6 protein-coding genes and 1 pseudogene are annotated in these 13,926 nt (G+C 66.7%); 6 read left to right on the top strand and 1 reads right to left on the bottom strand.

The window, feature by feature from the left end; all coding sequences use genetic code 11:
• Nucleotides 1–174: 174 nt before the first annotated feature.
• The 3 genes from HOV91_RS35870 (at nt 175) to HOV91_RS35860 (ending at nt 8,154) form a co-directional block, all read left to right on the top strand.
• Nucleotides 175–6,105, top strand: coding sequence for an IPT/TIG domain-containing protein (locus HOV91_RS35870; RefSeq protein ID WP_312884906.1), 5,931 nt, complete (start codon nt 175–177; stop codon nt 6,103–6,105).
• Nucleotides 6,106–6,414: 309 nt separating this feature from the next.
• Entirely contained in the window at nt 6,415–7,431 is a 1,017-nt protein-coding gene (locus HOV91_RS35865) for a magnesium and cobalt transport protein CorA (RefSeq protein WP_174189655.1), read from the top strand.
• Nucleotides 7,432–7,581: 150 nt separating this feature from the next.
• Nucleotides 7,582–8,154 carry a DUF3558 family protein gene (locus HOV91_RS35860; protein ID WP_174189654.1) on the top strand — a complete coding sequence of 191 codons (573 nt, stop codon included), beginning with the start codon at nt 7,582–7,584 and terminating at the stop codon, nt 8,152–8,154.
• Nucleotides 8,155–8,233: 79 nt separating this feature from the next.
• On the opposite strand, the pseudogene HOV91_RS35855 reads toward HOV91_RS35860, so the two are convergent.
• Nucleotides 8,234–8,482: pseudogene (locus tag HOV91_RS35855) on the bottom strand (KUP/HAK/KT family potassium transporter); the annotation flags it as partial.
• A 288-nt stretch (nt 8,483–8,770) separates the two neighbouring features.
• Between HOV91_RS35855 and HOV91_RS35850 the strand changes: the two are divergent.
• The 3 genes from HOV91_RS35850 to mobF form a co-directional block, all read left to right on the top strand.
• Nucleotides 8,771–9,190 (top strand): hypothetical protein, encoded by a 420-nt coding sequence (locus HOV91_RS35850; RefSeq protein WP_174189653.1) that lies wholly within the window; start codon nt 8,771–8,773, stop codon nt 9,188–9,190.
• An 86-nt stretch (nt 9,191–9,276) separates the two neighbouring features.
• Nucleotides 9,277–9,699: a DUF4326 domain-containing protein gene (locus tag HOV91_RS35845; RefSeq protein WP_174189652.1), complete on the top strand. Its 423-nt coding sequence runs from the start codon at nt 9,277–9,279 to the stop codon at nt 9,697–9,699.
• A 278-nt stretch (nt 9,700–9,977) separates the two neighbouring features.
• Nucleotides 9,978–13,926 (top strand): MobF family relaxase (mobF, locus tag HOV91_RS35840; protein WP_312884905.1); only part of this gene is annotated, 3,949 nt, incomplete at its 3' end.

Raw genomic sequence — 13,926 nt, 5'->3', positions numbered from 1 at the left:
CTTGGTATCCGCCGCGTCCTTCTTCGCCACGGCGTCGAGTGTCTCCGACACTGCTCGATCCTTCCCGCCGAACCGTCAGGTCCGGCCAGTCAGACCAAGGTCAAATCCGCCGTTGTTCCGACAGTCCCGGTCTGTGTCGAGGCACGACTCGCCGCGCCGGTCTGGGCGGCGTCGATGGGGCGAGTTGACGCTGTTGATGATCTTTTCAGCTGGGATGACACCGAGCCGCGGGTAAGTACAGCTGACCAGTTACGTTGTGACCAAGCGGATTACGTTTTGCGCAATCGACATTATGACGCGGATGATTTGAAAACGGACGAAAACGGATTCGAGACTCGTTGCCCCGGTGCCTGTTCAAGAGTGTCAATGGAAAGGAGCCGGGCCATTGAGCAGTCGGGCGCCCCCCGGTGCAGAGAACGATCACCACGGCAACCAGGAGGCATCGCCATGCCTACGATCACTTCCATTTCGCCCACATCAGGGCCCACCACGGGTGGTACCAGTGTGACGATCACCTGCACCGGTTTCACCGGACCCACGACCGTCAGATTTGGTAATACCGCAACGACTTTCACGATGAACTCGCCCACGCAGATCACGGCCATCGCCCCGGCTGGTTCGCCGGGCACGGTGCAGGTCACCGTGACCACCGCAGCGGGGACCAGCAACGGCGTCTCGTATACCTATCTCGCTGTTCCATCGTTGAGCAGCGTCAACCCCAGCCAAGGCTCCACCGCGGGCGGAACCACGGTCACGCTCACCGGATCCGGGCTGACCGGAGTCACGGCGGTGAATTTCGGTAGCACGCCGGCGACGTCGTTCACGGTCAACTCCGACAATCAGATCACCGCGGTCGCGCCTCCCGGATCGGGGATCGTGTCGATCACCGTCACCGGGCCGGGCGGCACCAGCAACCCGGTCACCTACGTCTATGTCGTGATCCCGACCATCACCTCGATCTCGCCCACCGCGGGTCCGGCGTCGGGCGGCAACAGCGTCACGATCACCGGTAGCGGATTCACCGGTCCGCTGACGGTGCGGTTCGGGAATACCGCAACCGTTTTCACGGTCAATTCACCTTCCCAGATCACGGCCATCGCGCCTCCCGGGTCCGGCACGGTTCAGGTCACGGTGACCGGCTCGGGCGGAACCAGCAACGGCGTCTCCTACACCTATGCCGGGGTCCCCAGCCTGGCCGGCGTCACGCCCAACACGGCGCCGGTGACCGGCGGCACCACGGTCGTGCTCACCGGCACTGGCCTGTCCACGGCGACCGCGGTCAATTTCGGCGCCACACCTGCGACCTCGTTCATCGTCAACTCCGACACGCAGATCACCGCCGTCGTCCCCGCCGGGACCGGAACCGTGCAGGTCACGGTCACCACCGCCGGAGGAACCACCAACGGCGTCCCGCTCACCTACGTCGGGGTGCCCACCCTGACCACAGCGGTGCCCAACATCGGGCCGGTCACCGGCGGGACCACGGTGGTGCTCACCGGCACGAACCTGACCGGTACCACCGCGGTGAACTTCGGCGCCACACCGGCGACATCGTTCACGGTCAACTCGGCTACCCAGATCACCGCGGTGGCTCCCGCGGGCGTCGCGGGAACGGTGCAGATCACCGCGACCGGTCCAGGCGGCACGAGTAACGGCGTCGGCTTCACCTATGTCGCGGTTCCCGCCCTCGCCACGGTGGTGCCGAATGTCGGTCCGGTGACCGGCGGAACAACGGTCGTGCTCACCGGAACCGGATTGACCGGCGCCACTGCGGTGAACTTCGGCGCCACACCGGCGGCTTCGTTCACCGTCAACTCGGACACGCAGATCACCGCCGTCGTCCCTGCCGGAACCGGGACGGTGCAGGTCACCGTGATCACCGTTGGTGGAACAAGTAACGGTGTCGCCTTCACCTATGTAGTGGTACCTACCCTTGCCTCACTGGTTCCGACCGTCGGTCCGGTGACCGGCGGAACAACGGTCGTGCTCACCGGAACCGGATTGACCGGAACCACTGCGGTGAACTTCGGCGCCACACCGGCGACCTCGTTCACCGTCAACTCCGACACCCAGATCACCGCGGTGTCCCCGGCCGGAACCGGGACAGTGCAAGTCACCGCCACGACCCCGGGCGGGACCACCAACGGCCTGGCCTTCACCTACATTCCGGTGCCTGCGGTGGCCACGGTGGTTCCGAATGCGGGCCCGGCGCTCGGCGGAACGACAGTAGTGATCACCGGAACGGACCTGACCGGAGCCACAGCGGTGAATTTCGGTGCGACACCGGCGACCTCCTTCAGCGTCGACTCCCCCACCCAGATCACCGCCGTCTCCCCGGCAGGGACGGGAACCGTGCAGCTGACGGTGACCACTGCGGGTGGAACCAGTAACGGCGTCGCCTACACCTACGTTGCCGCGCCTGCTCTGACCACGGTGGTTCCGAGCGTGGGTCCGGTCACCGGCGGCACGACGGTCGTGCTCACGGGCACGAATCTGACCGGAACCACAGCGGTGAACTTCGGTGCCACCCCGGCGACCTCGTTCACCGTCGACTCCCCCACCCAGATCACCGCCGTCTCCCCGGCCGGAACCGGGACGGTGCAGGTCACCGCCACCACAGCGGGCGGAACCAGCAACGGTGTCGCGTTCACCTACGTCGCGGTCCCCGCCCTCGCCACCGCAGTCCCGAGCACCGGTCCGGTCACCGGCGGAACCACGGTGGTGCTCACCGGAACCGGACTGACCGGAACAACGGCGGTGAACTTCGGTGCCACACCGGCGACCTCGTTCACCGTCGACTCCCCCACCCAGATCACCGCCGTCTCCCCGGCCGGATCCGGGACGGTGCAGGTCACCGCCACCACAGCGGGCGGAACCAGCAACGGTGTCGCGTTCACCTACGTCGCGGTGCCGACCCTGACGACGGACGTTCCGAGCGTGGGTCCGGTCACCGGTGGGACAACGGTGGTGCTCACCGGAACCGCGATGACCGGAACAACGGCGGTGAACTTCGGTGCCACACCGGCGACCTCGTTCACCGTCGACTCCGACACCCAGATCACCGCGGTGTCCCCCGCCGGGACCGGGACGGTGCAGGTCACCGCCACCACCGCCGGTGGAACAAGTAACGGTGTCGGCTTCACTTATGTCGCGGTGCCCGCTCTCGCAACGGCGGTGCCCAACGTCGGTCCGGTCACCGGCGGAACAACGGTGGTGCTCACCGGGACCGCGCTGACCGGAACAACGGCGGTGAACTTCGGTGCTACACCGGCGAGCTCGTTCACCGTCGACTCGCCCACCCAGATCACCGCCGTGGCGCCGGCGGGGACCGGGACGGTGCAGGTCACCGCCACCACCCCCGGTGGAACCACCAACGGGGTCGCCTTCACCTATGTGGCGGTGCCTGCCCTCACCACGCTGGTGCCGAACGCCGGTGTCGAAGCAGGTGGAACGACCGTCGTGCTCACCGGCACCGGATTGACCGGAACGACCGCGGTGAACTTCGGTGCCACACCGGCGAGCTCGTTCACCGTCGACTCGCCCACCCAGATCACTGCGGTGTCCCCGGCAGGAACGGGGACGGTGCAGGTCACTGCCACCACCGCGGGCGGAACCAGTAACGGTCTGTCCTTCACCTACATTCCGGTGCCCGCGGTGACCACGGTGGTGCCGAATACAGGTCCGGCTACCGGTGGCACGACGGTGATCATCACCGGATCGGGTTTGACGGGAGCGACGGCGGTCGGCTTCGGTGCGACACCGGCGACCTCGTTCAGCGTCGATTCGCCCACCCAGATCACCGCCATCGCCCCGGCAGGCACGGGAACAGTGCAACTCACGGTCACCACGCCGGGTGGGACCAGCAGCGGCGTCGCCTACACCTACATCCCGGTACCCGCGCTCACCGCGCTGGTGCCGAACGTGGGTCCGGCGGCCGGCGGCACGACGGTGGTGCTCACCGGCACCGGTTTGACCGGAGCCACCGCGGTGAACTTCGGCGCCACCCCGGCGACCTCGTTCACCGTCGATTCCCCCACCCAGATCACCGCCGTCACCCCAGCGGGGACCGGAACCGTTCAGGTCACCGCCACCACGCCGGGGGGAACCAGCAACGGCCTGGCCTACACCTACGTTCCGATACCCGCCCTCACCACGGTGGTACCGAACGTGGGCCCGGATTCGGGCGGGACGATCGTCGTCCTCACCGGGACGGGGCTGTCGACGGCCTCGGCAGTGAACTTCGGTGCCACACCGGCGACGTCGTTCATCGTCGACTCCGACACCCAGATCACCGCCGTCACCCCGGCCGGGACCGGGGCCGTGCAGGCCACCGTTACCACTGCGGGTGGAACCAGTAACGGCGTCGCGTTCACCTACTTCGCGGCACCCGCTCTGACCACGGTGGCGCCGAATCAGGGCTCGGTAGCGGGCGGTACGACGGTCGTGCTCACCGGCACAGCGCTGACCGGAGCTACCGCGGTGAACTTCGGTGCCACACCGGCGACCTCGTTCACCGTCGATTCGCCCACCCAGATCACCGCCACTGCCCCGGCGGGAACCGGGATCGTGGCGGTCACCGCGACCACGCCGGGTGGAACCACCAACGGTGTCATCTACACCTTCGTCGATGTGCCCACCCTCGCCACAGCGGTGCCCAGCACCGGCCCTGAGTCGGGTGGTACGACAGTCGTGCTCACCGGCACGGCATTGACCGGTGTCACCGCGGTGAACTTCGGTGCCACACCGGCGACCTCGTTCACCGTCGACTCGGCCACGCAGGTGACCGCCGTCGCCCCGGCGGGAACCGGGACCGTGCAGACAACCGTCACTACCGTGGGTGGAACCAGTAACGGCGTCGCGTACACCTACATTCCGGCGCCCGCCGTAACCGCTGCGGTACCTACAACGGGACCGGAGGCAGGCGGCACGACCGTCGTGCTCACCGGTACGGATCTGACCGGAGCTACCGCGGTGGACTTCGGTGCCACACCGGCAGCGTCGTTCACCGTCGACTCGCCCACGCAGATCACGGCCGTCGCCCCGGCAGGGACCGGAACCGTGCAGATAACCACCACAACCTCAGGAGGAACCAGCAACGGCGTCGCCTTCACCTACATCCCGGCCCCGGCGCTCACCCTGGCGGTACCCAGCACCGGAGCGGAAGCAGGGGGAACGACAGTCGTCCTGACAGGAACGGGTCTGACGGGAGCCACAGCGGTGGACTTCGGTGCCACACCGGCGACTTCGTTCACCGTCGATTCGCCCACGCAGATCACGGCCGTCGCCCCGGCAGGGACCGGAACCGTGCAAATCACCACCACCACCTCAGGAGGAACCAGCAACGGCGTCGCCTTCACCTACATCCCGGCCCCGGCGCTCACCCTGGCGGTACCCAGCACCGGAGCGGAAGCAGGGGGAACGACAGTCGTCCTGACAGGAACGAGTCTGACGGGAGCCACAGCGGTGGACTTCGGTGCCACACCGGCGACTTCGTTCACCGTCGATTCGCCCACGCAGATCACGGCCGTCGCCCCGGCAGGGACCGGAACCGTGCAAATCACCACCACCACCTCAGGAGGAACCAGCAACGGCGTCGCCTACATCTACACACCGGCACCCGCCATCACCCTGGCGGTCCCGAACACCGGACCGGAAGCGGGCGGAACGACCGTCGTCATCACCGGAACCGACCTGACCGGAGCCACAGCGGTGAACTTCGGCGCCACACCGGCGACCTCGTTCACCGTCGACTCCGCCACCCAGATCACCGCGGTCGCACCAGCGGGGACCGGAACCGTCCAAATCACCACCACAACAGCGGGAGGAACCAGCAACGGCGTCGCATTCGCCTATATCCCGGCCCCCGCCATCACCTTGGCGGTACCGAACACAGGCCCGCAGGCAGGTGGAACGCCTGTGGTCATCACCGGTACGGATCTGACCGGAACGACCTCGGTGGACTTCGGCACCACACCGGCGGCCTCGTTCACCGTCGACTCCCCCACTCAAATCACGGCCGTCTCGCCCGCTGGGACGGGAACCGTGCAACTCACCGTGACGACCTCTGGAGGAACGAGTAACGACCTCAGCTTCATCTATGTCTGACGGGTGATGGTGATGCGGACTGGGCCGTCGGCAGCTCTTGCCGGCGGCCCAGTCCCGTTGCATGTCCCCGGCCACCTCGGGCAGGCAGATCCACACCACCATCGACCCATGCCACACGGGAATGCCGAGGTGCGCGCGGCGACGCCGACAGCGCCTATCGGAGACACCTCCATGAAGACCGACCCGACCGGTGCGGGACCGGACGAATCGGCTTGAAAGGCGCCTGGTGGAGATAGCCCGTAACATCGTTCGGTGCCGTCCATTCCACCCTTGCCGTCGTTTCGTGGTTCTCATCGCCCGCATGCGGCGATGTCGCATATTCCTGTCCCCACCGCGCGAGCGATCGTGGATTGTGCGGTTTATGTGGACGGGCATCGGCTGCCGGGGCGCTATACCCATTCCGCGGCGCTGGCCGAGGTGCGGCAGCGGGGTGCGGGGTTTGTGTGGGTGGGGCTGCATGATCCAGACCAGGCGCAGATGGCGGATATCGCGCAGACGTTCGGGCTGCACCCGCTGGCGGTGGAGGACGCGGTCAAGGGGCGTCAGCGGCCGAAACTCGAGCGCTACGACGACACGTTGGTGTTGGTGATGCGGACGGTCGCCTACCTCGAGCATGAGTTGCACAGCGTCAGCGAAATCGTGGAGACCGGTGAGATGCTGGTGTTCTGCGCACCCGACTACCTCGTCGCGGTGCGACACGGTGAGCACTCCGGTCTGGCGGGTCTGCGGCGGCAGTTGGAAGCCGATCCCGACCGGCTGCGGCTGGGTCCCGGTGCGGTGCTGCACGGCATAGCCGACTACGTGGTGGATTCCTATATCGAGGTCACGGAGTCGGTCGAGCTCGATGTCGAGGCGATGGAGGAAGAAGTCTTCACTCCCCGCAGCCGGGTCGCGATCGAGTCGATCTACCAGCTCAAGCGGGAGGTTGTCGAGTTGCGGCGGGCAGTCAACCCGCTCGGGGTGCCGTTGGAGACACTCGGTAAGCCGGAAATGCCGCTGCCCAAAGAGGTCCGGCGGTACCTGCGTGATGTCGCCGACCACCACACCGCGGTTGGCGAACGCATCCATGACTTCGACGAGTCGTTGAGCGCTTTGATCAGCGCGGCGCTGGCCAAGATCAGCGTTCAGCAGAACACCGACATGCGGAAAATCTCTTCGCTCGTCGCCATTGCCGCAGTGCCCACGATGATCGCCGGGATCTACGGGATGAATTTCGATCACATGCCCGAACTGCGTCAGGTCTGGGGGTATCCGGCGGTGCTGGGCGTGATCGTCACCATCTGCACGGGCTTGTTCATCAGCTTCCGCCGTAACCAGTGGCTGTGAAGGATGCGGCGGGCACCCGGCACGGGCAATCCGCGGTAGCGGCTGGTGCGAAACCTGCCCGGTGGTCCGGACGCTCGTGGCGGCCCGCACCCTGTCGCCGAACACCACAACCCGCGGCACGCCGGGTGCGGCGGTAGCCTGGTGAGCGGCATGGACGACTTCGATGATCCGGACGAGGGGAGGGCCGTGGCCGTGTTCTCGCCGCGTGGTGTTGCGGTAGCCGCCATTGCTGTGACGGTTGTGCTGGCGGGCTGTTCTTCGGTGGAGCCCGCCTCGGACGCGCCGCCCCCGTCCGAGGTCAATCCTTTCGCGCGCTGCAAACCGATCACCGATGAGCAGATCCGGCAGGCGGCCGAGGCCGATACCCTCACCGCCCACCTCGCACCACCGGTGTGCACGTGGAACGCGACAAGGGTCGCCGGAGACAGCGAGCTGACGTTCACTTTCACCGAAGTCGACTCGCTGCAACAGTTGTGGGACCGTGCCCGCCAAGCCGGCTACGAGACCGAACACCTCACCGTGATCAGAGAAGCCTTGGGGACCACGATCACTGCCACCGGGTTCTACGTCCGTAACCCGCGAGACCCGGGACATTGCGAGGTATCCGCGGCGGTCAACGGGTCGATCACCTGGCGAGTGCGGAACCTTTCCCAGCCCACGACGCCCGACCCGTGCGCGGTAGCGCTCGAACTGGCCACGCTGACCATCAACCTCGCACCATAGCTTTCCGCGCTGCTGACGGCGAAGCGTTTGCCGGCGTCGGTCGATGGTCAACCGCCGATATGTCGTGACTTTCACCGGGTCACACCTCGAGCCGGGATCCCATGATCACGGTCCGTTCGCGGGGCAGCCCGAAGTAGTCGGCGGCGTCGGAGGTGATGGAGGAGGTGGCGATGAAAAGGCGTTTACGCCATGCCGCCATGGTGGGGAACGATCCCCTTTTCAGTTCGATCTTCGACAGGAAGTAGGAGGCATCGTCCACCGAGCTCGGGCCTTCGGTGCGGGCCGGATCCAGGGATTGTGGATGGCGATGAACCTCGAACAGCCCGAACCCGCACCCCGTCCCGCCGCGCGGCGGCCGCGCCGAGGCGGGTCCGCGCTCGGAGCCGGGCAGCGCATCGGACGCTGCGACGCCTGCGCCCGAAACGGCATCGTCCACGCCGACAACTACTGCACCGACTGCCGCGTCGACCTCGGCCTCGTACCCACCAGACGCCGCAGCGCAGCGGTGGCCTGACCCACCCCTGCTCGGCACCATCCCGTGTTCGCCGGTCCGCCGCGATGTCACCTCCTGCGGCGGACCGGTCCACCACCTCCCGATCCGATTAGGAGCGCCACCGTGCACCGACTCCCCCACCGAGCACGTCGCACCCTGGCCGCGCTGCGCGCCGCGCTCGCGCCCCGCCCGACCCAAGTCCGGGTCTACCTCAACACCGACCCGACCGCGCTGCTGACCGGGTACCTGCCCCACACACCAGTAGCGCTTGCCTACGAGTTCGTGCTGCGCGTCGACCCGACCACCGCCACCGACAAGGTTCTGCTCGAACGTGTCTTCGCCGCGTTCAACGATCACCCCGAACACGACGACGACCAGATCCACACCGACACCTGGTACGCCAAAGGGATGCGGGCAGTGGCAGGACTGCGGTCCCTCTCGGTCGGCGACCTCGTCGGCCTCGACGACCGCCACTACGCGTGCCGGTCCTCCGGATGGACCCGCGTCACCACCCCACCGGCCTGCCCGGTACCGCAGCGATAGCCGGTTCCCCGGTCGCGGGGTGCTCGAACCGTGCCGAGCAACAGCATCCGCAATCCGACCACCTCCGACCGGAAGGACCACTCGCCATGACTCACCCCGCGCGGCCCACCGACCCCGCGCGCCTCACGATCACCGAGCTTCCCCAGACCTTGGCCACCGGCCGGTCGGTCGTGGTGTCGATGCGCGCCGCCAGCGGCCACCGACACCTGATCGAGTGGGCGCGCCGCCACCACCTGTTCGTGCCCGTGGACCGCACCAGCAGTTGGGGCAACCCGTTCGTCCTCGGACGCGACGGCAACCGCGACGACGTGCTGCGCGCTCACGCCCGACACCGAGCCGACTGGCCCGACCTTCGGGCTCGCCTGCGTCGCGGTGAACTCGCCGCCCGCGTGCTGGGCTGCTGGTGCGCACCCAAGCCCTGCTACGGCCACACCCTCGCCGCACTGAGCCTCGATCCCGACCTCGACCCGCTCGCGGCGGTCCCCACCCGGCAGCACCGGCGGACGTGACCGCCCGGGAAGTCGGGCACCCAGCAGCCCTGCCCGTCCCCTGTAGTCACTGATCGCCCGCACCGCTTTCAATCTGTCCCCAGCCATCCACACCTTCGCCCTACCACCCACCTCCACCATCCACGATTCATCCACACCTCTCATCCATACCTTTTCAAGCACACCTCTTCCATCGAGGATAACGATTCGGTAACGACCAGCGCTTTTGTCCGGCTTGAGGAAAATTTGGGCAGAGATACCCCTTGGCAAGAGCCGCGAGATCTGCGCTTGATGAGTATGTGACCGCGACCATTCATAAAGTCGTGGCAGGCAATGGTTATCAGTACTACCTGCGAAATGTTGCCGCGTATGATGCAACATCGCGCGGCCGTTCCAGCCTGGCCGACTATTACTCCGCGAGAGGTGAATCCCCGGGGCACTGGCACGGCAGCGGCTTGGCCGCGCTCGGCCTGGATATGTGCGCCGAAGTGACCGAGGCGCAGATGAAATCCCTGTTCGGACTGGGTCGTCACCCCGATGCGGACCTGATCGAAGACCGGGTCTACGTGCAGCAGATCCAACTCGGTGCCAAGCACAAAGATGCTTCACGCGCGGCCGATAATGCATCCCGTTTGGGCAACCCATTCCGCCTTTATCGCGATGATTCCGAATTTCGCAAACGGTGCGCGGACGCCTTCGAACGACACAATTCCACGCACGGAATGGACCCACACGATGCCATTCCTGACGCTGAAAGAGCGCGCATCCGCAGCATGGTAGCGACGGAAATGTTCACCGAGGAACGCGGTCGCGCACCCATGGATGCGCGGGAGTTGTCGGGGTGGGTGGCGAGGAACTCGCGCCCGAACACCACCGCGGTCGCCGGTTTCGACATCACGTTCTCGCCGGTGAAGTCGGTATCGGTGCTGTGGGCACTCGCGCCACGCGGCATCGCGGAGAAGATCGAGGCCGCTCATCAGGCCGCGGTCGATGACGCTCTCACGTGGTTGGAGCAGCACGCGATATTCACCCGCTTGGGTCGCAACGGTGTGCGCCAGGTCGATGTCGAAGGCATTGTGGCCGCGCGTTTCACCCACCGGGACTCTCGTGCGGGTGATCCCGACCTGCACACTCATGTCCTGATCGCCAACCGCGTGCATACTCTGGATGGACGCTGGCGCACCCTGTACGGCGGCGCGCTCTATCAGTCCGTGGTCACCGTGTCGGAGATCTACAACACGCGCCTCGAACATCACCTGGAGACTCTCGTCGGCGTGCAATTCACCGAGCGCCCCACCCCGGATCCGTCCAAGCGGTCGGTGCGTGAAGTCGTGGACATATCACCGCAGTTGATCGAGGCATGGTCGAAGCGCGAAGCGGCGATCAAAGTCCGCCTCGGCGATCTCGCCGCCGACTTCCAACACCGCTTCGCGCGCGAGCCGACCGCCACGGAAATGTACGTCCTCGCCCAACAGGCCACACTCGAAACCCGCAGCGCCAAACACGAATCGCGCTCACCAGCCGAGCAACGCCACAGATGGCACGCCGAAGCTGTTGCCCTGCTCGGCGGCCGAAACCACCTATCGGGAATGCTCACTGCGGTACTGAATCCATCACCAACGCTACGGCTTACGCCATCGCCGGCGTGGATAGCGCGCACTGCGGAGCGGGCAATCGCAGTGGTGTCCGAACATCGCTCGACGTGGCGGCACACCAATATACGCGCCGAAGTGGAGCGCCAGATCCGCGGCCACATCACCGCCGCGGACTGGGATCGGGTCGCCGAGGCAGTTGTCTCCGAGGCACTTTCACCATCCAGATCGGCCCCACAACCGGACCCAGACCTCGCCGATGAGCCCGTGCTGCGCGTAATCCCTGCACCACTCCGTCGCCGCGACGGCGCGAGCGTCTACACCCGGCCCGGCGGCCAGCTCTACACCACCGACGCCACCTTGTCGGTCGAGCGGCGGTTGATCGAACTGTCGGTACAGCCCGGCGGTCGGCAACTGGCACCCGCAGTGGTCGCCGACGCAGTGCAGAAACACGACGCCGCCAATCCGGATCGGCGGCTCAACGCCGGACAGATCGGTGTCATCGAAGGCTTCGCCACCTCCGGTTTGCAGGTTCAGACCGCCAACGCTGCTGCGGGATCGGGGAAGACTACCGCCATGCGCGTACTGACCGACGCATGGCATCACAGCGGCGGCAATGTCCTCGGACTAGCGCCGACCGCGTCGGCCGCCGCCGTGCTGGGCCAGTCGATCGGCGCCCGCACGGAAACCGTCGACAAGCTCCTCCACGTCTTGAACCAGAACATCCCATACGCCATCGACCCGATGCTGGAACGAGAAACGCCACGACTGCTGCCTGAATGGGCGCTGCGAATCGACCGCGACACGTTGGTGATCGTCGACGAGCACGTCAAGCTCGGCAACCGCAAACGATTGCGCCTGCTGGAATTCCTCACCGAGCGTGGCGCGACGGTCCGCTGTATCGGCGACGACCATCAGCTGTCCGCGATCGAAGCCGGCGGCGCTGAAGCCGATGCCAGCGCCGCCACACCGCACCAGACGATGACCCTGACACAGGTGGTCCGATTCGCCTCGGCGGGTGAAGCCACCGCGAGTTTGCGGTTACGCGAAGGTGATACCGCCGCGCTGGGCTGGTACCTGGACAACGCTCGCGTGCACGCCGGACATCAGGGCGCGACCCACGACGACGCCTACACCACATGGGTGACCGACCACCTCGCCGGCCGCGACACCCTCATACTCGCCGCCACCCATGAGGTCGTGACGGCGTTGAACGCGCGTGCTCGCGCGGACCGGATCACGCGCATCGGTGGCGATATCGGTGCGGAATGCGTCCTCGCCGACGGTCTCGCTGCATCGGTGGGCGACACCATCCGCACCCGCCGCAACAACCCGCGACTGCGACTCGGCGACCACGATTGGGTGCGCAACGGCTACAGCTGGACCATCACCGACGTCCACAACGACGGCAGTATCACCGCCACACGCCACCGCACTGGCGATGACAAAGCAGGCGAAAGAGTGCGCCTTCCCACCGACTATGTGCGCGCCCATGTGCGCCTCGGCTATGCGGCGACGATCGATTCCGCGCAAGGAATTACCACGGATACGTGTCATGTCGCGCTCACCGGAGCCGAAACCCGGCAACAGTTCTACGTCGCGATGACCCGCGGAAAACACGGCAACCACGTCTACGTCCCGACCGCATTAGACGGCACAGAAGCATCCTTCTGGAGCGAACCAGCAGTGTTTCCACGCACCGCCGTCGAAGTCTTGGTACGCGTACTTGGCCGCGACGGCGCGCGAAAATCCGCGCACACGCAACTGCGCGATGCGCTCGACCCCTACTCGCGGATCGGACGCGCGCTCGATGTCTACCTCGACGTGCTCGGCGTCGCAGCCGAGCACGCCCTCGGCCCCGACGGCCTGCACCGTATCGACACCGCCGCCGAAACGGTGCGTCCGCGTCTCACCGACAGCCCCGCCTATCCGGTGCTGCGCCAACATCTCGCCGTCATCGCGATGACCGGACGCGACCCAGTCACCGCCCTGGAATCCGCAGCCGCGGCACGGGAACTCGACACCGCCGACGACCCAGCCGCGGTCCTCGACTGGCGTCTCGACCCCACAGGAACGCACACCAGCAACCCCGGACCACTGCCCTGGGCACGCGCCCTACCCGCCACACTCCACACCGAACCCTTCGCCGAACACCTGCAAGCACGCCGACGAGTCGTCACCGCCCTCGCCCACCAAATCCGCGACGACACCCGCACCTGGACCCCCGCCACCGCACCACGATGGGCACACGCCCTGATCGGGGCAGACCCGCACTTGCTCGCCGAACTCGCGGTGTGGCGGGCCAGCCTGCACATCCCCGACCACGACCTACGGCCCACTGGGCCGCATCGATACGCTGCCCTCGAACGCGCATATCAACAGACCCTCGATGACCGACTCGCCAACGCACAGGGCGCCGCGCAGGCACCAGCCAACACGTGGGCCACACTGGCCCGATCGCTCGACCCGCGCCTCACCACCGACCCCTACTGGCCGACACTCGCCACCAAAATCGACGCCGCCCACCGCGCTGGCCACGACATCACCGAACTACTCACCGACGCAGCGAACCAGCGACCCCTCCCCGACGAAATGCCCGCCGCAGCGCTGTGGTCACGGCTCGACCTCGAACTACACCCCGGCCCCGGCATGACAG

It is taken from the genome of Nocardia barduliensis (assembly GCF_013315795.1).
Taxonomy (GTDB): domain Bacteria; phylum Actinomycetota; class Actinomycetes; order Mycobacteriales; family Mycobacteriaceae; genus Nocardia; species Nocardia barduliensis.
This window is presented reverse-complemented; position numbering and strand designations above follow the sequence as displayed.